The organism is Rhizobium leguminosarum bv. trifolii WSM2297, assembly GCF_000271845.1.
On record NZ_JH719395.1, the window covers coordinates 3,922,864 to 3,945,105 of the forward strand.

Genomic DNA, 22,242 nt, shown 5'->3' on the forward strand with positions numbered 1-22,242 from the left:
AAGATGAGCGCTTGCTGGAAGAGCGGCTCTATTGCCGCGCATTTGCCTGAAAAATCGGCGTGTCCGCGGCGCTCAGCCCTTCCGCTGCATGCGACAGAAGAAGAAGCCGTCCGTATCGGTGGAGGCCGGCGTCAGCGTCACCGTCAGGCCGTCGGAAGAGTGCGGGCGCGGAGCGTCCTTGCCGAACAGGCCGTCCCAGGCGGGCAGGGCGCTGACGATCTGAAAGTCGGGATTGGCAGCCGTGAAGCGGCGCACCTGTTCTTCGTTCTCCTGAGGCAATACCGAGCAGGTGACGTAGATCAACTCGCCGCCTGGTTTGACGAAGCCGCTTGCCTGCGCCAGCGCGTCCTGCTGCTGGGTCGTGCGTTCGTCGAGGTTCTTTGCCGTCAGCCGCCATTTGGTGTCGGGGCGCCGGCGCCATGTGCCGGTGCCGGTGCAGGGTGCGTCGACCAGCACCTTGTCGCAGCGTCCGGCAAGGCTGGAAAGCCCCCTTGCGTCGTCATGCACCTGAACATTGCGCGTGCCCGCCCGCTTCAGCCGCTCGATGATCGGGGCCAGCCGCTTGCGGTCGGCGTCATAGGCGTGAACCTGTCCCTTGTTGTGCATGGCGGCCGCCATGGCGAGCGTCTTGCCGCCACCGCCGGCGCAATAGTCGAGAACCTGTTCGCCGTCCTTGGCGAGCACCAGATCGGCGACGATCTGCGAACCCTCGTCCTGAACTTCGAACCAGCCTTTTTGGAACGAAAGCTCGGCTGTCACGTTGGGAAGACGCGAGGCGCCTTCGCCGGCGGCAATCCGGATGCCGTAGCGGGCGATCTTCGCAGCCTGTGCGCCTGATCTTTCGAGCGCCCTGACGGCCTTGTCCTGGGAGGCCTTCAGGATGTTGGCGCGCAGATCGAGCGTCGGGCGGGCGGCGAGCGCCTGTGCCTCGCCGAGCCAGTGGTCGCCGAAGGCTTGTTCGAAGGAGGGCTGGACCCATTCGGGAATATCGCCGCGGATATGCGGCGGCGCATCGTCGAGCGAGCGGCTTTCGAAGGCCGCGGCGGCATCGGCGGAAAGCGGCGCCGGCGCAAACTTGTCGTCCGCCAGTTCGGCGGCAAGGCTGTCGGGTGTGAAACCCCATTGGCGGAACATGACGGCATGGGCAATGGCCGCAGCACTATCGTCGTCCATCAGCCAGGCATGGGAAAGCCGCATGCGCAGGGCGTCATAGACGATGTTGCCGATCGCAGCACGATCGCCGGAGCCGGCGAAACGATGCGCAAGGCCCCAGTCCTTTAGCGCGTCGGCGACGGGCCGCTTGCGGGCATCGATGTCCGCGAGCACAGAAATCGCCCCTTCGAGGCGGCCGCCCAGACGCATTCACAAGTCTCCTGTTGCCATGGCTTGCGATCGATCCCGTCAGCCGCGAGCGTCGCGGGGCGGATTGTCACAAGTCTCAACCGCGTGGTACCCGCGATTGACGGCAAGAGCAAGCGCCGCTGACGGCGCAGCTGGTCGTAAGCCCTGGGCTTAGCTGATCACCTGGTAGCAGACCTTCGCCGTGCCGGAGCTCACCATGCCGATGTTCTGCGCGGCGGCGCGCGACAGATCGAGCACCCGGCCGCGGATGAACGGACCGCGATCGTTGATGCGGACGACGACGGTGCGGCCATTGTTGCGGTTGGTGACCTTCACCTTGGTGCCGAATGCGAGCGAACGATGTGCGGCAGTCAAGACGGCAGGGTTCATACGTTCCCCGGAAGCAGTTTTGGAGTGAAGTGCGTACCATGAAGCACCGCCACAGCCATTTCCAGCAAAACTCTCTGCCGGAAGCAGGCAAGAGCAGGCTGCAATAGTTGCGGCAGCGATAATAGAACGACGTATTTTCTTCAAAACAGAGTATCCCTCAACTATTGAACTCAACGCCCTTGCAGGCGGCGGGGCTTAAATCTGTTAAAAAGTGGCGAAAAAGTGCCGCATAAGATCACGGAATATTACAGTATGTAATATTTGTGATGTCATTGATTAAATATGAGAATTGGCCGCATGTGCTAGAATGTGGAAAAAACGCAATGAAATCAGCTAAAATTCAAATGATTTTTCCGGTATGATTTTAAACTCGCGGGCCTTCACAAAAATCACGAAATATTTTTTCTGCTTTCGCCATATTTGCTGCCACATTTGCGCAAATTTAAAGGCCGTTAACCACAATATGCGGCGAGAATTGTTCTGCCAAATGTCGAAAGTAGGAATTTCCTACTCATTTTGGGTGATGACTGAGGTCACAAACGCTGGCCCTGGTCTAACCGCGCCACCGTCCGTCTTGCCACAATTGCGCAAGCGACATCGGATAGTCAGGGAAGGAGAATTCGAAGCCGACAGCCCTGAGCTTCGCATTCGAAACGCGTTTGTTCTCGCCGTAGAAGGAGCGCGCCATCGGCGTCAGCTCGGCGGTTTCGAAGGCCTGCTCCGGCGGCGGTTCGACCCCCATCAGCCGCGCCGCCTCGACGATCACATCCTGCGGCGGGCCGGGCCTGTTGTCGGTGACATTATAGATGCCGCCGAGGCCGCGCTCCGACAGGAAGCGCGTCGCCGCACCGATATCCTCGACGCGGATGCGGTTGAACACCTGGTCCTTCTTGATCAAGCGCCGCGCCGTGCCCTTTTCCAGATTGCAGAAGGCGTTGCGCCCCGGCCCATAGATACCGGAAAGGCGAAGCACCGCCGCCGGCACGCCGCGCTCTCGGCCGATGGCCAGCCAGCCCGCTTCCGCTTCGAGCCGCTCCTTTGAGCGCCCCGACACCGGCACGCAAGGTGTTTCCTCGTCGATCCATGCGCCCTTATGATCGCCATAGACGCCGACGGTCGAGAGATAACCGATCCATTCGAGGCTGGACGGCAGGCTTGCGCGGTCTTCGTCCAGCAGCCGCAGCAGCGGATCGCCTTTTCCAGGCGCGATCGACTGAACGAGGTGGGTGACGCTCCCCAAAGCCCGGCGCAAGTCGTCGCCCAAGGTCTCGCCGTCGAAAAGGAAAGCTTCGATACCGTTTTGCAGGAGCGCTTCCATCTTGTCGGCCGAGCGCGTCGTGCCGGAAATGCGCACGCCGTCGCCAGCGAAGGCCTTGGCGATCGCCGTGCCGGAAAAACCGCAGCCAAAAATCATCACATGCATCAGCCCACTCCCGCCAACCGCCATTCGTTCAGGACGTCGTCATCGCTCTCATCAGCCCTTTGTGCGGCAAAGGCGGAGAATTCGCCAGCCGCCATCAGCCGCGAAAGCGCCCACACCGCCATCCCCCGCAACACCGGCGAGGCATCGCCGGCGAGAATGCGACATTGGGGGATGAGCGCCGTCTCGCCGGAATTGCCGGCCGCGATCAGCACATTGCGGACGAAGCGGTCGCGGCCGATCCGCTTTACCGGCGAGCCGCTGAAAAAGGCACGGAAGGCGCCATCGTCGAGCGTCAGCAGAAAGGCGATCGACGGCTCCTTCAGCTCTTCCCGCGCCTGCAATTTCATCTCGGAGGCCGCACTCGCGAATTTGTTCCAGGGACAGGCGGCAAGACAGTCGTCGCAGCCATAGATGCGATTGCCGATCAGTGGCCGCAACTCGGGCTCGATCGGCCCCTTATGTTCGATGGTGAGATAGGAGATGCAACGCCGCGCATCGATCTGGTAGGGCGCCGGGAAGGCGGCCGTCGGGCAGACGTCGAGGCAGGCGCGGCAGGAGCCGCAGTGATCGGTCTCCTCAGCGTCGATGGCAAGATCGGCGGTGGTGAACATCGTGCCGAGAAACAGCCAGGAACCATGGGTGCGGCTGACGAGGTTGGTGTGTTTGCCTTGCCAGCCGAGGCCGGCTGCCGCCGCTAAGGGCTTTTCCATGACAGGCGCGGTATCGACGAACACCTTCACATCGGCGCCGGCCCGCGCCGCAAAACGCGTGGCGATTTCCTTTAGCCGGCCCTTGATGACGTCGTGATAATCGCGATTGCGGGCATAGACGGAGATGGCCGCCTTGTCCGGCTTGTCGAGAATGCCGCGCGGATCCTCATCCGGGGCGTAGTTGAGACCGAAGACGACAACGGATTTCACCTCGCTCCAGAGTGCGCGCGGATCGCCGCGCCGGTCGCGCGTCTCCGCCATCCACTCCATCGTCCCGTGGCGCCCGGCATCGATGAACTCGCCGAGACGCGCCTTCGCCTCCGGGATCGTATCCGGACGGGTGATGCGGCAGAGATCGAAGCCCTTGGCGGCAGATTCCGCCCGCACGAACTCGGTCAAATTGTCGCGGCGGCGGCGGTCTTTGTCATCAGCTTCGGGCATGAAGAGCCCTCGTCAGAAATCCAGATCGGCATAATGGGAAACCGGTGTCAGGCCGCGCACCCGCTCGGTCAGCATCGGCCGGAAGGAGGGACGCGATTTCAGCCGCTGGTACCAGTCCTTGACGACGGGCGCATCCGCCCACTCGATTTCGCCGAGATAATCGAGGATCGAGATCGAGGCCGCGGCGGCAAGGTCGGCATAGCTCATCCGCTCGCCCGCCAGCCATTGCCGCGACCCGGCAAGCCAGGTGAGATAGCGCATATGCTGGCGGATATTCGCGCGGGCCGTGCGCAAAATCTTCGAATCCGGCGCTCCGCCGCCCTGATCGGCGGTCATCTGCAACTTGTAGACACGCTCGCGAGCGAGCGGCTTGGTGACGTCGTTTTCCATCTTCTGCATGAACCATTCGCTCAGTCGACGGATTTCCGCCCGCTGGAAAGGGTCTTCGGCGAGCAGCCGCCGGTCGCGCTTCAACACGCCGTGCGTCTCATCCAGATATTCGGAAATGACGGTGGCGCCGCAGAGCGCCCGCATGCTGTCGTCGACATAGACCGGCAGCGTGCCGGCCGGGTTGAGCGCCAGGAAATCCCGGCGCTTCTCCCATGTCTGCTCCTCGATGAGATCCGCCTGATAGCCGTATTCGGCCAGGATCAGCCGGACGAAGCGAGATGCGGATGACATGGGATGATGATAAAGCGTGGGCATTGAGACTCGAGCTTTGTGATTGCTGTTACAGGACCGTGTGGCAGCTCAGTTATAGCGCCCTAGTCATGACTCATTGGTTGAAGCTATAGGAGCTTGGCCCCGCCAATACAAGCGAATCGGATTTCACACCCTCTGACGAGGACAAAACACGCTTCTTGCGTACAAGGATGCGGCCGCGGCCGATCGGCTCGAGCGCGGCCCGGAGCATTTCCAGCAGGAAAATGCTTGGTCCGACCGACCTTTAAACCGGAGACAATTTATGGACTATATCAATGCTGTACTTCTCGGTGTCATCGAGGGGATCACCGAATTTCTGCCGATCTCGAGCACCGGCCATCTGATCATTGCGGAGCAATGGCTCGGCCACCGGTCGGACATGTTCAACATCGTCATCCAGGCCGGCGCCATCCTCGCCGTCACCATCATCTATTGGCGCCGCCTGCTGGATCTGGTGCTTGGTTGGCGGGAGCCGGCGAATCGCGATTATGCCGCCAAGCTGATCGTTGCCTTTCTCATCACCGCCATCCTCGGGCTCGTCGTCAAGAAGCTCGGCTTTGAGCTGCCGGAGACGGCGACGCCGATCGCCTGGGCGCTGATCATCGGCGGTATCTGGATGATCTTTGCCGAATGGGCCGCGGCGCGCAAAGCCCCCCATAAGGAGATCACCTGGCTGGTCGCCATTCTGGTCGGCATCGCCCAGATCGTTGCCGGCATCTTCCCGGGAACCTCGCGCTCCGGCGCCACGATCTTCGTCGCCATGCTGGCCGGCACCGGCAACCGGGCTGCCGCGACGGAATTCGCCTTTCTCGTCGGCATCCCGACAATGTATGCGGCGAGCGGCTATGAATTGCTGAAGACCTTCAAGGATGGCGGCGCGGCAAACGAAGATTGGACCGCGCTCGGCATCGCCTTCGTCGTCTCCACGATCGTCGCCTTCATCGCCGTCAAATGGCTGCTGGCCTATATCAGAAGCAACCGGTTTACGCTGTTTGCCATCTACCGCATCATTCTCGGCGTCTTGCTGCTCGGCATGGCCGCAACCGGCTTGATCGGCTGAGACATTCCCACGGCATTGCATTCGCGCAGCTCGCGCGGATGCAAATGCTCTGCCGGGTTTGGCGAACAAAGCACCCTCCCGGCAGCGCCGATTTTTCAGATAGGTAATATTGAGAGATGAAGCGCCCGCTGTTTAAAGCCGGCAAGACCAAGCGTTCATTTGGGAACGTCCTGTTTCAGCCGCTCCGCCCGCCGCTTGTCTTTCTAAGGCCAGCACTGAAGCCGGCCTTTCGTCAATGGCTGATCGAAGCCGTCGAGCAAGGATCGACGCCGTAAGCCGGCGAGCATCCGCCCTTCACCGCCGCGACCGAACCGGACGCAACGAAGGAGCCTGCAAGGATAACCAGCGCCGCACACGCAAACAGGAGCGCGATTGACTTGCCCATTGAGAATTGCCTTTCACAGTGATTGCCGCATGCGATCCCAAGCGTTGAGTCCGTTGGAAGACGCGCGGGTTTGGTAGTCAGTGGAATGGCAAATAGCAATAAATGTTCCTGCTAAATTTGGCGTTAATTCCACAAATTTTCCGCTGCGTCTTTTATGCAACTGCACTTCATGTGAGCGGCACAACAACATTTCAAACTTGCGCCGGCTTTGCTTGAGGCGACAAAGGAAAACGCCGTCCGCGGCATGCGCGAACGGCGTCCTCCAGACGGTCTGAAATTGTTAAGCGGCCTTGCCGGTGCCCGTGTACTGGCCGTGCGGGCGATAGTGCACGAGGTAGGAGCCGAGCACCGATGCCGGCATGGTGGGCGCGATACCGAGGCCCTTCAGCGTGCGGCCTTCCGCCTCGGCTTCTGCAGAGACGACGTTGTCATGCTTCAGCATGCGCACCTGATCCGGGGTGATCGGCGCCGTGATGAACGGGATCATCGAGGCGATGCTGCCGATCATCGACGCAATGCCGAAGGGCAGGGAGACCAGCGGGTTCTTGCGGCTCGTCACCTTCAGCATCATCTCGAGACATTCGCGGAAGCTTAGCACCTCGGGCCCGCCAAGCTCATAGATCTTGCCGCCGGCGACCTTGCCGTCGACGGCGCGGGCGACGGCCTCGGCGACATCCTCGACATAGACGGGCTGGAATTTCGTCTTGCCGCCGCCGATCAAAGGCAGGACCGGCGACATGCGGGCCATGTCGGCAAACTTGTTGAAGAAGCTATCCTCCGGGCCGAACACGATCGACGGGCGGAAGATCACCGCGTCGGGCTTGACGGAGAGGATGGCGGTTTCGGCACGGCCCTTGGTGCGGCCATAGCCGGAGTCGGAATTGGCATTGGCGCCGATCGCCGAAATATGGGCGAGGCTGGCGCCTGCGCCGCGCGCCGCTTCGGCGACCGCGCGGCCGCCGAATTCCTGCACCGCGTCGAAGGTGTTGCGGCCGGTCTCGTGCAGAATGCCGACGCAGTTGACAACGTGGTCCGCGCCATCGACGGCGCGGTCGATCGAGTTGCGATAACGCAGGTTCGCCTGGACGAAAGAGATCTGGCCGACATTGCCGAGCGGCTGCAGGAAGCCGGCGAGATCGGGACGGCGCACGCCGACGCGGATGCGATAACCGCGCTTGGCCAGCGCCCGGACCACGTGCCTGCCCACGAAGCCGGACCCTCCGAACACGGTGACGAGCGGCGGCAGGTTGGCAAGGGTCATGGCAGGCTCCTCGAAAGGCTTGGCGGGATGCTGTAACGGCACCCGTCTTAGCCCAATCCCGGCGCGACGGGAAGGCCTATCGCACCGTCAGTTTTTGGCGATGCCAGGTCGCTTCAGACGCCCTCGACGACGACCATTTCCGCATCCGCCGCTTCCTGGCGGATTTTCGCGGCGATCTGGTATTCCGGCGAATTATAACAGTCGACGGCATGCTGCATCGAGGGGAATTCGATCACCACGTTGCGGGCGCGCGCCTTGCCCTCGAGTTCGGTCATGGCGCCGCCGCGTGCCAGGAAATTCGCGCCGTATTTTTCAAAGGCGGGCTTCGCCGCCGCCACGTAATCCTTGTAGCGCTCGGCATCGCGAACGTCGACGCGGGCGATCCAATATCCCTTGGCCATGATCTTCTCCCTTTTGCGTTGGTTTCTGTCAGCGGTTTGCCGGCCAGAGCGCGCCGACCATTTCGTTCAGCACCGCGCGGGCGGCATGCCGGGGATCGGGGGCCTTGACGATCGGCCGGGCAACAACGAGATGGGTGGCCCCCGCCTTCAGCGCGTCGAAAGGTGTCATCACCCGTTTCTGGTCGCCGTGGTCGCTGCCCGTCGGGCGAATGCCGGGGGTGACGATCGCCATGTCGGGCCCGACGATCTCTCGCACCTCGGCCGCCTCCGCCGCCGAGCAGACGATGCCGCCCATGCCGGCCGCGCGCGCCTGTCCGGCCCGGCGCAGCACCAGGCTGTGCGGATCCTGGCTGTAGCCGGCGTCGGCAAGGTCTTCGGCATCCATCGAGGTGAGCACGGTGACGCCGAGCAGGCAGAGACCGGAGCCGGCCGCCGCTTCGACCGCCGCCTTCATCGCCTTCGGATAGGCGTGCAACGTCAGCATCGACATACCCATCTTGGCGATGTTCTCGACGCCCGAGGCAACCGTGTTGTCGATGTCGAGCAGCTTCATGTCGAGAAAGATCTTCTTGCCGCTGGCGGCAAGATCGCGGGCGAATTCGAGGCCGCCGGCAAAGACCAGCTGATAGCCGATCTTGTAGAAGAGGATGTCGTCGCCGAGCGTGGAAACCAGTTTTTCCGCCTCGCCGATCGTTGGAACATCCAGGCCGACGATCAGCCGCTCGCGTGCGTCCATTTCAAGTCACCCCCGCCAGTCTTCGATGGGTGTCCAGTCGCATGTCAGGGCCAGATCCGCAAGGCCGAAAGCATAGAGATTGCCGCCGCCCGGCGGCTGGTCGCGGTCGCGGCCGATCGGCCTGCCGGCCAGATGGCATTTGAGCAGCGTGCCGACGCCGCCATGGCCGACGAAGGCGATCGGGGCTGTCGCATCATGTGTGGCAAGAACGGTCTTCACCGCTTCGACGATGCGGGCCTGCGCGTCGACGGCGCGCTCCCAGCCTTTGAAGCTCTCTTCCGGATGGGCGAAGAACCAGTTGGCCGCTTCTTCGAATTGCGGCGGCGGCAGGAAGCCGGTGGCCGAACGGTCGTTCTCGTGCATGCCGTGGACGATCTCGATCGTCACGCCGGACGCTGCCGCCAGAATTTCTGCCGTCTCGATCGCCTTCGTCTCGTCGCTGGAGACGATGCGCCGCAACTCCCTGGCCCAGCCGCTCTCGGCCGCCTTGCGCGCCCGCGCTGCGCCGACATCGGAAAGCCCCCATTTCGGCACCGGCACGTTGGCATCGATCTTGACTTGCGGATGGGTGATGTAGAGCCCGAACATTTCAGCCGCGCCTGTAGATCCAGAGCTGCGCCGGCGGAATGTTGCGCATGACGAAGTCGAAATGCTGAATATGGTAGCGGTCGGGATTGGCGGCGATCGGCGAGATCGCGCCGTAGGAGATCTGCACCACCGGCCGGCCGGGCGGCAGACGGTCGAGCAGGCTTTCGAGCAGCGAGACGCGCATCGCCATCGGGAAGTTCAGGAGCGGAATGCAGGAGATGACGCAATCGAAGGTCCGGTCGCCGAATTCACCCAGCGTGGCCTGGAGATCGAAGGCATCGCCGTTGATGAAGTGCACGCCGGGATAGGCCCGCTGCAGATGCTGGTGGAAATCCGTCGAATATTCGATCGCGACCAGATTGTCCGGCTTCACGCCGCGGCCGAGGATCGCCTTGGTGATCGCACCGGTGCCCGGCCCGAGCTCGAGCACCGGCAGCCCCGAATGCATATCGATGACGCTTGCCATGCGCTTGGCGGTAATCGAGGAGGTCGGCACGATCGAACCCACCGTCTTCGGCCCCTGCATCATGCCCCGGAAGAAACGGATTTCCTCATCGAATCGCTTCCCGAAGTGTTCCTTGACCTTGACCCTTAAGCGCATTCTCCACCCATCCGCATGTTGATCGTCTGTCTTAATATGCTGCTTGTCGCTCTCGGGACAAGGATTTTCGCAACAAGGATATCGGCGTCAACAACTCATGCGGCTCTCGGCGCGGAACGCGGCATGAGATCGGCAAGCCTTCGGCTGAGGTGATCGGCGTCGACCGGGGCGCGCAGCTTCTTGTCGCTATTGTCGAAGTAGAGATAGACGTCGCGGCCCTTGTTGGCCGCGGCGAGCGGCGCCAGCACCCGCGTCGCATTCTTCGGTTCCCCGCCGGTTGCCCAGGCGCGGATGCGCTCGGCCCAGAGGTCGAGTGCCTCGTCCTCATAGCCGCTGACATAGAGTTGTTCGGAACCATGCAGGCGGCAATAGATGAAATCGGCGGTGATATCCATCAGCAATGGCCATTCGACTGTGTCGGCGCAGACGAGAGCGACATTATGCCGCCGGAGCAACTCGATGAAGGCGGGAGAGCGAAAGCTGTCGTGGCGGATTTCGAGCGCGTGGCGGATCGGCTGATCGCCGTCGCTCTGAAGCCAGGCCCGTCCCTTCACATGCCCGTCATGCCGCTTGGCGAGTGCTGTCGCCGCATCGCGGTCCCGCGGCAGCAGCGCCAGGAAATTCTCGAAAAGATCGGGATCGAAGGCCATATTCGGCGGGAATTGCCAGAGGATCGGCCCAAGCTTGGGGCCAAGCCGCAGCAGGCCGGAGGCGAGAAAATTGGCGAGCGCCGTCTCGATCTGGCGCAGTCGCAGCATATGGGTGATGAAGCGCGGGCCCTTGACCGCAAAGACGAAATCATCGGGCGTTTCGTCGCGCCAGCGGCCGAAGCTTTCGGATCGCTGCAGACTGTAGAACGTGCCGTTGATCTCGATCGATGGGAAGTGCCGGGCGGCGTAGGAAAGCTCCTGTTTCTGCGGCAGGTCTTCCGGATAGAACTGGCCGCGCCAGGGCGCATAGGTCCAGCCGGATATGCCGATGCGCACCGTTCCCGTTTTCTTCATCGGGGGATCCTCCGCTTTTCACAGAATGAAAACGGAGGCAGGCGGGCTTCGTTCCGGTCAGACGCGCATCGGCATCAGCACGTAAAGCGCGTCGTCGCCCGCCGTGTCGCGGATCAGCGTCGGCGAGCCGGCATCGGCAAGCAGGAAGATCGCTTCCTCGCCGGAAAGCTGCGCGGTGATGTCGAGCAGATATTTGGCATTGAAGCCGATTTCCATCGCATCCGTGTCGTAGCCGACGGCGACTTCTTCCGTGGCGCTGCCGGAATCCGGATTGTTGACCGTCAGCATCAGCTGACCGTCCGACAGCGCCAGCTTCACGGCGCGGCCGCGTTCGGAGGATATGGTGGAGACGCGGTCGACGGCCTGGGCGAAGCTCGTGCAGTCGACGCGCATTTCCTTGTCGTTGCCGGTCGGGATGACCCGCTGGTAATCCGGGAAGGTGCCGTCGATCAGTTTCGAGGTCATGACGATCGAGCCGATCGTCAGCCGGATCTTGGCGTCGGAGACCTCAACGGTCACCGTTACCTCCGGATTGTCGACCAGCTTCTGCAACTCGCCGACCGTCTTGCGCGGAATGATGATGCCGGGCATGCCTTCGGAGCCGGACGGCGCATCGACATCGGCGCGCGCCAGCCGGTGGCCGTCGGTGGCGACCGCCCTGAGCTTCAGCTCGCCCTTGCTCTCGATCGTGTGGAAGAAGATGCCGTTCAGATAATACCGCGTCTCCTCGGTCGAGATCGCAAACTGCGTGCGGTCGATCAGCATTTTCAGATCGGTCGCCTTCAGCTTGAAGGAATGCGTGAAGGTGCCGGCGGTCAGATCGGGAAAATCGGATTCCGGCAGGCATTGCAGCGAGAATTTCGACCGGCCCGACTGCACGGTCATCGAGCCGCCATCGCTGCTGGTGGCCAGCAGCACTTCCGAGCCGTCGGGAAGCTTGCGCACGATATCGTAGAGAAGGTGGGCCGGAACGGTGGTGGCGCCTGCTTGTTCGACGCTTGCCGGCGTCGCCTCGGTGATTTCGAGGTCGAGGTCGGTCGCCTTCATATCGAGGTTCTGGCCGTCCGCCTTCAGCAATACGTTGGACAGGATCGGGATCGTGTTGCGACGTTCGACCACGCGGTGCACGTGGTTCAGCGATTTCAACAGGTTTGACCGCTCAATAGTAATACGCATGGAATGCTACCGCTTTCGACCGTGACTGTCCGGGCGCATCGAGCACCCGAAGAATGCTTTCCCGGCCTGAGACCGGGGGAGTGGACGGGCAAAATGGCAGACTTCAGCATCGGATTGCAAGAGGCATGCAGGGCTGAACGCCTGCATTTGCGGTTTTCCGGAGCAATTCTCACAGAAATCCGAACCCTTGCCGAACCCTTGCCGCTCGCCCATAAAGGCGCGATGACGGCGGGACGAAAGCAAATGGCATGAATGAGGAAACGACAGAGCAGGCCGCCAACCGGCGAAGCTTCCGCCTGCACAATATGGCGGTGCCGGCACGGCCGCTGGAACCGGCGCTTTATCTGGTTGCCACCCCGATCGGCAATCTTGGCGATATCACGCTGCGCGCGCTGGAAACGCTGGCCGGCGCCGATGTGCTCGCCTGCGAGGATACGCGCGTCACCCGTGTGCTGCTCGACCGCTACGGCATCCAGAATCGCCCCTTCGCCTATCACGAATACAATGCCGACGAGGCCGGGCCGCGATTGCTGCAGGCGCTGGAGGCCGGCCGCTCGGTGGCGCTGGTCTCCGATGCCGGCACGCCGCTGGTTTCCGATCCCGGTTATCGGCTGGCGTTGCAGGCAATCGCCGCGGGTTACCGCGTCATTCCCATTCCCGGCGCCTCGGCGCCGCTCGCAGCCCTTGTCGGTTCCGGCCTGCCGAATGATGCCTTTCTTTTCGCCGGTTTCCTGCCGGTCAAGGACAAGGCCCGCCGCGATCGTCTCGGTGAACTTGCCGCAGCGCCGGCGACGCTGATCTTCTTTGAATCGCCGCATCGCATCGGCGCCACGCTTGTTGCGGCCGCCGATGTGCTGGGCAGCGCGCGGGCGGCCTCCGTCTGCCGCGAACTGACCAAGACTTACGAGGAATTCCGCCGCGGCACGCTGGGTGAGCTTGCCGCGCATTACGAGCAAGTGGACAACGTCAAGGGTGAGATCGTTCTTGTCGTCGGCCCGCCGGAACCTGTGGAAACTGATGAGGCCGATGTCGAGGCCGTGCTTGCCGATCTCTCAAAGACCATGCCGACGGCCAAGGCCGCGACCGAGGCGGCCCGCCTCACCGGCCTGCCGCGCAAGGTGCTCTACCAGCGCCTGCTGGAGCTGAAGGGCGCCGATGGGCGATAGGGATCTCACTGCTATAAAAAGAAAGGCGCTGCGCCGCGGCCTGATGTCGGAATATGTCGCCGCCATCTTCCTGATGTTGAAGGGTTACCGCATCCTGGCGCTGCGCCACCGCACCCGGCTCGGCGAGATCGACATCATTGCCCGCAAAGGCGATCTCGCCGTCTTCGTCGAGGTCAAGGCCCGCCATGGCGAGGCCGCGGCTGTTGACGCCGTCTCCGCCGCGGCGCAGAAGCGCATTCGGGCGGCAAGCGATCTCTGGCTGGCCCGCCAAGCGGATCAAGCCCGGCTTTCCCAGCGTTACGATATCGTGGCGGTCATGCCGGCCCGGCTGCCGCGCCACTTTCCGGACGCTTTCTGATCTCTTTTCAGTCGTCGCCTTCCCGATCGTTAAAATTTTAGTCCCGGCGTGAACCAGGTTCTTACGACTGTCTGCTACCCCCTCGGTAGGGATAAAGATTGGGGGTTGTTTCATGGCCTGGAAGCTGATGCTTGCAAGTGCGGTCGCCATGGCCGCGCGCTCGGTGCCTTATGCCGTGGTGAAGCCGGCGGGCAAATCCTTCGTCGCGCATGCGAGCGATCTCTTGCCGCTGAAATCGACGCCGATCAATCCGGACTGGATCGTCAGCGGCAATCCTGAAGCCCGTACCGCCGAACATTCGCGCGGTCATGACGAGGCCTCGCTGACGGCGATCTGGGATTGCACGGCCGGTGAATTCCGCTGGTATTTCGGCTGGGACGAGACGGTGATGATCCTCGAAGGCGAGGTCCATATCACCGCCGAGGACGGCACCGAACGCACGCTCTGCGCCGGCGACGTCGCCTTTTTCGCCGGCGGAACCTGGGCGAGCTGGCGGGTCGACACCTATGTCCGCAAGGTCGCCTTCCTGCGCAAGCCTTTCCCCAAGCCCTTGGCGATTGCCTATCGCCTCCGCAATATGCTGCGCAACAGCGGCAATCAGGGCATCGCTGCCTGACAGCGCTGCCGCTTAGGCGTCAATCCGGCTGGGGCGGAGCGGTCGTTTCCCCCTCTAAAACCTCGCAGGCAAACAGGATCGGATTGTCGAGCTCGGGCGCGGTCTGCTTGTTCAACAGAACGGCGACCGCGGCGGCGGCGACGTCTTGGATCGGCTGCTTCACCGTCGTCAGGCGCGGCGTCGTCATGCTGGCGAGCGGAATACCGTCGAAGCCGACGATGGAAAGGGCGGCAGGGATCGGAATTCCCAGATCATGCGCCGCCCGCATGCAGCCGATCGCCTGCTGGTCCGAGCTGGCAAAGATCGCCGTCGGCCGCTCGTTGCGCGCCCGGGCCAGAAGATAATTCCCAGCCGAACGGCCGCTTTCATAGTCGAAAGCCGCCTCGGCAATCAGCGGCGTTCCGGCCATTTTCGTGCCGCCGTCCGCCTGCTCCATGGCGTCGAGATAACCTCTGAGGCGGTCATTGGCGGGCACGGAGTGTCCGGGCCCGGAAATGAAGCCGATGCGGCGATGGCCGAGCTTGAGAAGATGCTCGACACCCAGACGAACGCCAGAGCGGTGATCGGCGGCAATGCCGGAATATCCCGGCATCAGGCGGTCGACAACGACGATCGGCAATCCTTTCGGCAGCTTGAGCGTATGGAAATCATTGCTGGGAACCAGAATGATGCCGTCGACCTTCCGGCTCGTCAGCTGCTTGATCCGATCGGCTTCCTTGGCCGCATGATCAAGCGAGGTCATGACGATGATATTATAGCCGTGATTGGCTGCTGCCTGCTCCGCCGATTGCACAAGTTCGGAGAAGAATGGATTGGTCAGATCCGGAATGACGATGCCGATCAGGCGGCTGACCTTGCTGCGCATGCTTCTTGCCGAGGGGTCGGGCAGATAACCCAAGTCCTTGATGATCTCTCCGACCCGCGCCCGCACGTCCTTGGTCACCGAGGGATGATCGTTCAAAACCCTGGAAACGGTGCCGGTGGAAACACCCGCAAGCTTGGCAACGTCTCTGATCCCGACCTTTGACATGACAGAAATAGTTGCCCTTCATCTCGCCTGCGCATGACGCCCGCGGGCGCCCGATCCAGGTTTCCAGCTAATGGTCTTCGGCTCCCCAGTCAAAGGGTGGCGTCTCGATTTCGACGGCCGAAGCTGCAGAGCGAAGCTTGTAGAGTATGCATGGAAACGGTTCATCACGCATATGTCAATATCAATCGAACTTGGCGGTAAAGACAGCTCTCAGCCTTGCTTTCGGCCGCTTGACAATTCTTCAGAGCGTGTTACCCATTTGTCGTTGGAAACGGTTCATTGCCGCGGGCAACTCAGATGGAGCTGAGCCCAGAGCCGTACGGGAGGAAAAAATGTCCAATTCTACGCGTAAATCCGTCATGATCAGTGCGCCGCGCCGTGCAGCGTTGAAGCTCGGCCTTGCCGGCACCTTGGTGCTTGCGCTGTCCTGCAGCGTGTCATCAGCCTTTGCGGCTGAGAAGCCGAAGGTCGGTCTGATCATGAAGTCCTTGTCGAATGAGTTCTTCAAGCAGATGAAGGCCGGCGCCGACAAATATGCGGCTGAAAACAAGGACAAGTTCGAATTCAAGGCTGTCGGCATGAAGGACGAGCGTGATTTCGCCTCGCAGGTCGACGCCGTCGAAAACTTCGTCACCCAGAAATACGATATCATCGTTGTAGCACCTGCCGATTCAAAGGCGATGGCGACCCCGTTGGCAAAGGCCGTCAAGGCGGGCGTCAAGGTGATCAACATCGACGTGCCGCTTGATGCCGATGCCAAGAAGAAGGCCGGTATCGATCTGGCTTTCTTCGGGCCTGACAACAAGGAAGGGGCAAAGCTTGCGGGCGATGCGCTTGCCAAGGATCTGGGACCCGGCGCCAAGGTCGTCATCCTCGAGGGCAACCCTGAGGCCGACAATGCCAAGGAGCGCAAGGAAGGCTTCATGGACTCGGTCAAGACTGGCAAGCTCGAGCTTCTCGACAGCAAGACCGCCCATTGGGAGACGGAAGAAGCCAACACCGTCATGACCAACTTCCTGACGAAGTATAAGGATGTTCAAGGTGTCATGGCCGCCAACGACTCCATGGCCCTCGGCGTCGTCAAGGCACTCGATGCGGCCGGCCAGGCCGGCAAGATCAAGGTTGTCGGCTTCGACAATATTCCGCCGGTTCAGCCGCTGATCAAGGACGGCAAGATGCTTGCCACTGTCGAGCAGTATGGCGCGCAGATGGCGGTCATGGGTATCGACTATGGCATGCGGGAACTTGCCGGCGAAAAATTCACCGGCTGGGTCAAGACCGATGTCAAGCTCGTCACGGCAGCCGATCTGAAATAATCGGGATTGCCGGCCGCAAGGCAAACATGGCGCCGGCTATCGACCGGCGCCAACCGCTCCAGCATCGATCGTTCCGGGTGAGGCTTGCTTCGAGCCACGGGGATGCGTCGCGCTCTTTTCAGGCGCGTAGAGGGCGATGTAACATTTCGAATTGAAAAGACCATGCATGAGGTCGACGTGTCAGAGACAGCAGAAGACGACATCCTGAGGCTGGAGGGGATCGGCAAGCGCTTCCCCGGCGTCGTGGCGCTCAAGGATGTCTCCATGCGGATCGGCCGCGGCAAGGGGCACGTTCTCCTGGGTGAAAACGGTGCCGGAAAGTCGACCCTGATCAATCTGCTCGGCGGCGTCTTCAGGCCCGATGACGGCCACATCCTGTTTGACGGCAAGCCTTATCATCCGGCCTCGCCGCTGGAGGCCTTCAGGGCCGGCATCCGGGTCATTCACCAGGAGCTGCACCCTCTTTCCAACCTGACGGTGGCCGAAAATCTGCTCTTCGAACATCTGCCGCGCCGATATGGTCTGGTGAACTACAAGGCGATGAACGCCAGAGCGGCGGAACTGCTGGAAGAGGTCGGCCTCGACGTGGCGCCGACGACACTGGCAAGCCGCCTCAGCGTTGCGCAGCTGCAGCTGGTCGAGATCGCCAAGGCGCTTTGTTACGAAAGCAAGCTTCTTGTCCTCGACGAACCGACGGCAACCCTGACCTCCAAGGAGGTCGATCGCCTCTTCGAAATTCTGAAGCGCCTGAAGCAGCGCGGCGTCACCACGCTCTATATTTCTCACCGGTTGGAGGAGATCTTCGAAGTCGGTGACGATGTGACTGTGCTGCGCGACGGCCAACACGTGACCACCCGGCCGCTCTCCGGACTTGTTATCCCTGAGATCGTCGAGCTGATGGTCGGGCGCAAGCTTGCCGATCACGGCATCTTCAAAGGCGACAGCACGCTATCCGGCGAGGCGCTCGGCGTTTCCGGCCTGAAGGTGACGCGCCATAGCCCGGAACTGTCCTTTTCCGTGGCCAAGGGCGAAATCGTCGGCATTGCCGGCCTCGTTGGCAGCGGCCGCACCGAGGCGGTTCGCGCCCTGTTCGGCGCCGACCTCAAGGCATCAGGCGAGATCCGCCTGAACGGTCAGCCGGTCGAGATCAATTCGCCCAAGGATGCGGTCGCGGCCGGGCTGTGCCTGGCAACCGAAGACCGCAAGATGCAGGGCCTGATGCTCGACATGAGCTGCGCTGAAAATGCCACCATCACGGCGCTCGACAAGATCTCCCGCAACGGCCTGATCATGGGCAAGGCGGAGAATGATCACGCCCAGCGCCTCGTGCGTGAGCTCAGGATCAAGACCCCGTCCATCCACCAGGCCGTCAGGACGTTTTCCGGCGGCAATCAGCAGAAGGTCGTCATTGCCAAATGGCTGTTCCGCGGCCCCAAGGTGCTGATTTTCGATGAGCCGACCCGCGGTATCGACGTCGGCGCCAAGGCCGAAATCTATGAGCTTCTGTGGAAATTTGCGGCCGAAGGCAAAGGTGTGCTGGTCGTCTCTTCGGATCTGCCGGAACTGATGGGGATCTGCCATCGCATCGTCGTCTTCTCCGACGGCAAGATAGCAGGTGAAATAGCCCGGGAACAATTTGACGAAAGCAGGATCCTTTCGCTCGCCTACAAGGAGTACAGCCGTGTCCGCCAACATTGAAAAACAGACCGAGGCGAAAGAGGTAAGCGTCTGGGACAAGCTGATCCGGCTCTCGATGAAGGAGGCGGGCGTTGCCATTGCCCTCATCCTGATCCTGGCGTTTTTCTCGGCGACGGCGCCCTATTTCGCCACGCCGGAGAACTTCCTGAAGATCTTCGTGCAGATCGCCATCAACACCGTGCTTGCCGCAGGCATGACCTTCGTCATCCTCATTGGCGGCATCGATCTCTCGGTGGGATCGCTGCTTGCCCTTTGCACGGTGATCGGCGCGACGATCATGATCGATCCGCAATTTACCCCGTGGCAGGCGATTGTTCTGGCCTGCCTGGCCTCGATGGGCACGGGTGCAGCCCTTGGCGCCGTCAACGGTTGGATCTGCGAGAAGTGGAAGCTTCCGTCCTTTATCGTCACCCTCGGCATGCTGAACGTCGCCAGCGGCCTCGCCCGCGTCGTCAGTGACAATTCGACGATCACCGGCCTGCCGCAGCCTTTCGTCGATTTCGGCAACCTGATCTTCTGGGGCGTCTTTCCCTCGATCTTTCTGATCGCGATCGTCGTCGTCCTGATCGGCTGGTTCGTGCTGCGCTATACCGTTTTCGGCCGCTTCGTCTTCGCGATCGGCACCAATGAAGAGGCGGTCCGGCTCTCCGGACATCAGCCGAAGCGATACAAGATCGCCGTCTTCACCATCTCCGGGCTGACGGCCGGCATTGCCGCCATGGTCTATCTGCTCCGCCTCAATGTCGGCAGCCCGGTGGCCGGCATCGGCTATGAGCTGAATGCCATCGCCGCCGTCATCATCGGCGGCACCAGCCTCTCGGGTGGCAAGGGCTCGATCATCGGCACGCTGGTAGGTGCCTGCATTCTGCAGGTGTTGTCGACCGGATTGCAGCTCCTCGGCGCCGACGACAATATCAAGCCGATCGTCATCGGCGCCGTCATCGTGCTCGCCGTCATTCTCGACAGCTATCGCGGCCGGTTGATGCGCATCCTCGAAACGCGTTGATCATCGGATGCGAGCTTAAACAACGGCCGATCGGAAGCCCCGATTGGCCGTTGCGTTTGATATCTCTCCGACCTACATCTGTCCGGCATTCAGCGAGGGACGGAAATGGCCAAGATCACCAATGTAGCGGTCCAGATGGACCATGTCGCCGGTATCAGCATTGCGGGTGATTCCACCTTCGCCATGAGCCTGGAAGCACAGGCGCGCGGCTACCGGCTGTTCCATTACACGCCCGAGCGCCTGAGCTTCCGTGACGGCAAGCTCTTTGCCAGCGTCGAGCCGATGCTGCTGCGCGACCTCAAGGGCGATCACTTTGAGCTTGGCGCGCCGGAGCGCGTCGATCTGTCGACCATGGATGTCGTGCTGCTGCGCCAGGATCCGCCCTTCGACATGGCCTATATCACCTCGACGCATCTGCTCGAGCGCATCCATCCGAAAACGCTCGTCGTCAACGATCCGGCCTGGGTGCGCAATTCGCCGGAAAAAATCTTCGTCACCGAATTTTCCGACCTGATGCCGAAAACGCTGATCACCAAGGATGCTGCCGAAATCCGCCGGTTCCGCGACGAGATGGGCGACATCATCCTGAAGCCGCTCTATGGTAATGGCGGCGCCGGCGTCTTCCATTCGACCCGCGACGACCGCAACCTATCCTCGCTGCTCGAAATGTTCGGCCAGCTTTTCCGCGAGCCCTTCATCGCCCAGCAATATCTGCCTGACGTGCGCAAGGGCGACAAACGCATCATCCTGGTCGACGGCGAATTCGCCGGCGCCATCAACCGCGTTCCGGCCGAACACGACAGCCGCTCCAACATGCATGTCGGAGGCCGCGCCGAGGCGACCGAACTGACGCCGCGCGAACAGGAAATCTGCGCCCGCATCGGCCCGGCACTGAGGGAACGCGGCTTCCTGCTGGTCGGCATCGATGTGATCGGCGATTATATGACCGAGATCAACGTCACCTCACCCACAGGCATCCGCGAGGTCAAAAAGTTCGGCGGCGCCGATATTGCCAGCCTGCTTTGGGATGCGATCGAGCGCAAGCGCGGCTGAGCCTGCCGCCACGCCCGCTCGTTTCCCAAGTGAACAACCTCGGTCACATCGAGCATCCAACTACGTTCCTTGATTGTTCTTGTTTTATTCCCGCTTCCATGCCAGATTGCAACCGCTGGCCCTGAAGGGTTGTGGGCGGTATAAGAGTTTGCGGGCAAGGGGACGGATTCATGGTCGCGCGTGTCAGTACGGTGGCATTTCAGGGCATCGAAGGTGTGCCGGTCGAGGTCCAGGTCATGGTCGCGCCCGGCAAGATCGGCATGCAGATCGTCGGCCTGCCCGATAAGGCGGTGGCCGAAAGCCGCGAGCGTGTGCAGGCGGCCCTTCACGCCTCCGGTCTGACCCTGCCGGCAAAACGGGTGACCGTCAATCTGGCGCCGGCCGATCTGCCGAAAGAGGGCTCGCATTTCGATCTCCCCATCGCGCTCGCGCTGATGGCCGCCCTCGGCGCCATTCCCGCCGATGCGCTGTCGGATTTTGTCGTTGTCGGCGAACTCAACCTCGACGGCACGATCGCCGCCATATCAGGCGCGCTGCCGGCCGCAATCGGCGCCAATGCGCTCGGCAAGGGGCTGATCTGCCCGGCCGAAAGCGGCTCCGAAGCCGCCTGGGCAGGCGCCGACGTCGATATCCTCGCACCCCGCAGCCTGATTGCCCTTGCCAATCACTTCCGCGGCACCCAGGTGCTCTCCCGGCCGGAAGCGTCGATCCGCGCCAATGCCGCCAATCTGCCGGATCTGACCGAGATCAAGGGCCAGGAAAGCGCCAAGCGCGCGCTTGAGGTGGCGGCGGCCGGCGGCCACAATCTGCTGATGGTCGGACCTCCCGGCTCCGGCAAGTCGATGCTGGCCTCAAGGCTGCCGTCGATCCTGCCGCCGCTTTCGGCAGCCGAGCTGCTCGAGGTTTCGATGGTCCATTCGATTGCCGGCCAGCTCACCGGCGGCAAACTCTCCGATCGCCGGCCGTTTCGCACCCCGCATCATTCCGCCACCATGGCAGCACTTGTCGGTGGCGGGTTGCGGGCCCGGCCGGGCGAAGCCTCGCTTGCCCATCACGGCGTGCTCTTCCTCGACGAGTTTCCGGAATTCACCCCGCAGGCGCTGGATGCGCTGCGCCAGCCGCTCGAAGGCGGCGAATGCGTCATTGCCCGCGCCAATCACCGCGTCTCCTATCCCGCCAAATTCCAGCTGATCGCGGCGATGAACCCCTGCCGCTGCGGCATGGCCGGCGAACCCGGCCATAGCTGCGCCCGCGGCCCGCGCTGCATGAGCGATTACCAAGCCCGCATCTCCGGACCGCTAATGGACCGCATCGATATCCGCATCGACGTGCCGGCCGTCTCCGCCGCCGATCTGATCCGGCCGATGGCCGCCGAGACCAGCGCCGACGTCGCCCGCCGCGTCGCCCGCGCCCGTGAAATCCAGCAGCAGCGCTTCGAAGCTGCCGGCGCCAAGGGCATCGGCACCAACGCCCGCTGCTCCACCGCAATGATCGAGAAACTCGCCGAACCCGACGCCGGCGGCCTGCAGCTCTTGCGCGACGCCGCCGAAAAAATGAAATTCTCCGCCCGCGGCTACCACCGCGTCCTCAAGGTCGCCCGCACGCTGGCCGATCTCGACGGCAAACCGACGGTGGGTCGTTTGCATCTGGCCGAAGCGATTTCTTACAGGATCGCCGGCGAAAGGCTGACGGCAGCGGCGTAAGCGGAAGGGCAATTGCTGACTCGAATCTGACTGCGCCCCTTGGAAACCCCGCCGATTCAAGACAAAATCATCCCGCT

General features: G+C 62.2%; 24 protein-coding genes. 10 read left to right on the forward strand and 14 right to left on the reverse strand.

Annotated features, from left to right (window positions below; all coding sequences use genetic code 11):
* Positions 1-72 precede the first annotated feature (72 nt).
* From RLEG4DRAFT_RS34150 to RLEG4DRAFT_RS34170, 5 genes are all read right to left on the reverse strand, one after another.
* Positions 73-1,362, reverse strand: coding sequence for an RsmB/NOP family class I SAM-dependent RNA methyltransferase (locus RLEG4DRAFT_RS34150; protein WP_003583701.1), 1,290 nt, complete (start codon positions 1,360-1,362; stop codon positions 73-75).
* Positions 1,363-1,512: 150 nt separating this feature from the next.
* The gene (locus RLEG4DRAFT_RS34155) at positions 1,513-1,875 is read right to left on the reverse strand and encodes a septal ring lytic transglycosylase RlpA family protein (protein ID WP_003583703.1); all 363 of its coding nucleotides are present in this window, start codon (positions 1,873-1,875) and stop codon (positions 1,513-1,515) included.
* Between the two features lie 409 nt (positions 1,876-2,284).
* Entirely contained in the window at positions 2,285-3,154 is an 870-nt protein-coding gene (locus tag RLEG4DRAFT_RS34160) for an SDR family oxidoreductase (protein ID WP_003583704.1), read from the reverse strand.
* Positions 3,154-4,305: a tRNA epoxyqueuosine(34) reductase QueG gene (queG, locus tag RLEG4DRAFT_RS34165; RefSeq protein WP_003583706.1), complete on the reverse strand. Its 1,152-nt coding sequence runs from the start codon at positions 4,303-4,305 to the stop codon at positions 3,154-3,156. Before queG ends, RLEG4DRAFT_RS34160 begins: the two co-directional genes overlap by 1 nt.
* A 12-nt stretch (positions 4,306-4,317) precedes the next feature.
* Entirely contained in the window at positions 4,318-5,010 is a 693-nt protein-coding gene (locus tag RLEG4DRAFT_RS34170) for a glutathione S-transferase family protein (protein ID WP_003570914.1), read from the reverse strand.
* A 259-nt stretch (positions 5,011-5,269) separates the two neighbouring features.
* Here RLEG4DRAFT_RS34170 and RLEG4DRAFT_RS34175 point away from each other — a divergent pair, with 259 nt between their 5' ends.
* On the forward strand, positions 5,270-6,067 hold the full coding sequence (locus tag RLEG4DRAFT_RS34175) for an undecaprenyl-diphosphate phosphatase (RefSeq protein ID WP_003583708.1): 798 nt from the start codon (positions 5,270-5,272) through the stop codon (positions 6,065-6,067).
* Between the two features lie 232 nt (positions 6,068-6,299).
* On the opposite strand, the gene RLEG4DRAFT_RS41065 is transcribed toward RLEG4DRAFT_RS34175, so the two are convergent.
* The 8 genes from RLEG4DRAFT_RS41065 to dnaN form a co-directional block, all read right to left on the reverse strand.
* Complete coding sequence (locus RLEG4DRAFT_RS41065; protein WP_003570911.1) at positions 6,300-6,452, reverse strand: hypothetical protein; 153 nt, start codon at positions 6,450-6,452, stop codon at positions 6,300-6,302.
* 280 nt (positions 6,453-6,732) lie between these two features.
* Positions 6,733-7,713: a complex I NDUFA9 subunit family protein gene (locus RLEG4DRAFT_RS34180; protein ID WP_003583713.1), complete on the reverse strand. Its 981-nt coding sequence runs from the start codon at positions 7,711-7,713 to the stop codon at positions 6,733-6,735.
* A gap of 113 nt (positions 7,714-7,826) precedes the next feature.
* Positions 7,827-8,114 carry a DUF1330 domain-containing protein gene (locus RLEG4DRAFT_RS34185; protein ID WP_003583715.1) on the reverse strand — a complete coding sequence of 96 codons (288 nt, stop codon included), beginning with the start codon at positions 8,112-8,114 and terminating at the stop codon, positions 7,827-7,829.
* Between the two features lie 28 nt (positions 8,115-8,142).
* Positions 8,143-8,850 (reverse strand): orotidine-5'-phosphate decarboxylase, encoded by a 708-nt coding sequence (gene pyrF, locus RLEG4DRAFT_RS34190; RefSeq protein WP_003583717.1) that lies wholly within the window; start codon positions 8,848-8,850, stop codon positions 8,143-8,145.
* A gap of 6 nt (positions 8,851-8,856) precedes the next feature.
* Positions 8,857-9,438 (reverse strand): histidine phosphatase family protein, encoded by a 582-nt coding sequence (locus RLEG4DRAFT_RS34195; protein WP_003583719.1) that lies wholly within the window; start codon positions 9,436-9,438, stop codon positions 8,857-8,859.
* 1 nt (position 9,439) lies between these two features.
* Entirely contained in the window at positions 9,440-10,039 is a 600-nt protein-coding gene (gene pmtA / locus RLEG4DRAFT_RS34200) for a phospholipid N-methyltransferase PmtA (RefSeq protein ID WP_003583721.1), read from the reverse strand.
* A 95-nt stretch (positions 10,040-10,134) separates the two neighbouring features.
* Positions 10,135-11,043, reverse strand: a complete 909-nt coding sequence (locus RLEG4DRAFT_RS34205) for a DUF72 domain-containing protein (protein WP_003583723.1) — start codon at positions 11,041-11,043, stop codon at positions 10,135-10,137.
* 57 nt (positions 11,044-11,100) lie between these two features.
* Positions 11,101-12,219 (reverse strand): DNA polymerase III subunit beta, encoded by a 1,119-nt coding sequence (dnaN, locus tag RLEG4DRAFT_RS34210; RefSeq protein WP_003583725.1) that lies wholly within the window; start codon positions 12,217-12,219, stop codon positions 11,101-11,103.
* Positions 12,220-12,312: 93 nt separating this feature from the next.
* Here dnaN and RLEG4DRAFT_RS39545 point away from each other — a divergent pair, with 93 nt between their 5' ends.
* From RLEG4DRAFT_RS39545 to RLEG4DRAFT_RS34225, 4 genes are all read left to right on the forward strand, one after another.
* Complete coding sequence (locus RLEG4DRAFT_RS39545) at positions 12,313-12,471, forward strand: methyltransferase (RefSeq protein ID WP_080589051.1); 159 nt, start codon at positions 12,313-12,315, stop codon at positions 12,469-12,471.
* Complete coding sequence (rsmI, locus tag RLEG4DRAFT_RS34215) at positions 12,468-13,385, forward strand: 16S rRNA (cytidine(1402)-2'-O)-methyltransferase (RefSeq protein ID WP_003583726.1); 918 nt, start codon at positions 12,468-12,470, stop codon at positions 13,383-13,385. The genes RLEG4DRAFT_RS39545 and rsmI overlap by 4 nt, the downstream gene beginning before the upstream one ends.
* Entirely contained in the window at positions 13,375-13,743 is a 369-nt protein-coding gene (locus tag RLEG4DRAFT_RS34220) for a YraN family protein (RefSeq protein WP_003583728.1), read from the forward strand. The genes rsmI and RLEG4DRAFT_RS34220 overlap by 11 nt, the downstream gene beginning before the upstream one ends.
* A gap of 112 nt (positions 13,744-13,855) precedes the next feature.
* Positions 13,856-14,359: a cupin domain-containing protein gene (locus tag RLEG4DRAFT_RS34225; protein ID WP_037094505.1), complete on the forward strand. Its 504-nt coding sequence runs from the start codon at positions 13,856-13,858 to the stop codon at positions 14,357-14,359.
* Between the two features lie 19 nt (positions 14,360-14,378).
* Here RLEG4DRAFT_RS34225 and RLEG4DRAFT_RS34230 read toward each other — a convergent pair whose 3' ends face one another.
* Positions 14,379-15,389 (reverse strand): LacI family DNA-binding transcriptional regulator, encoded by a 1,011-nt coding sequence (locus RLEG4DRAFT_RS34230; RefSeq protein ID WP_003583734.1) that lies wholly within the window; start codon positions 15,387-15,389, stop codon positions 14,379-14,381.
* 332 nt (positions 15,390-15,721) lie between these two features.
* Between RLEG4DRAFT_RS34230 and RLEG4DRAFT_RS34235 the strand changes: the two genes are divergently transcribed.
* From RLEG4DRAFT_RS34235 to RLEG4DRAFT_RS34255, 5 genes are all read left to right on the forward strand, one after another.
* Positions 15,722-16,705: a sugar ABC transporter substrate-binding protein gene (locus tag RLEG4DRAFT_RS34235; RefSeq protein ID WP_003583735.1), complete on the forward strand. Its 984-nt coding sequence runs from the start codon at positions 15,722-15,724 to the stop codon at positions 16,703-16,705.
* A gap of 162 nt (positions 16,706-16,867) precedes the next feature.
* Positions 16,868-18,403, forward strand: coding sequence for a sugar ABC transporter ATP-binding protein (locus RLEG4DRAFT_RS34240; protein ID WP_037094508.1), 1,536 nt, complete (start codon positions 16,868-16,870; stop codon positions 18,401-18,403).
* Positions 18,387-19,409, forward strand: coding sequence for an ABC transporter permease (locus RLEG4DRAFT_RS34245; protein ID WP_003583738.1), 1,023 nt, complete (start codon positions 18,387-18,389; stop codon positions 19,407-19,409). Before RLEG4DRAFT_RS34240 ends, RLEG4DRAFT_RS34245 begins: the two co-directional genes overlap by 17 nt.
* 105 nt (positions 19,410-19,514) lie before the next feature.
* Positions 19,515-20,462, forward strand: coding sequence for a glutathione synthase (gene gshB / locus RLEG4DRAFT_RS34250; RefSeq protein ID WP_003583740.1), 948 nt, complete (start codon positions 19,515-19,517; stop codon positions 20,460-20,462).
* A gap of 170 nt (positions 20,463-20,632) precedes the next feature.
* The gene (locus RLEG4DRAFT_RS34255; RefSeq protein ID WP_003583742.1) at positions 20,633-22,165 is read left to right on the forward strand and encodes a YifB family Mg chelatase-like AAA ATPase; all 1,533 of its coding nucleotides are present in this window, start codon (positions 20,633-20,635) and stop codon (positions 22,163-22,165) included.
* Positions 22,166-22,242 lie beyond the last annotated feature (77 nt).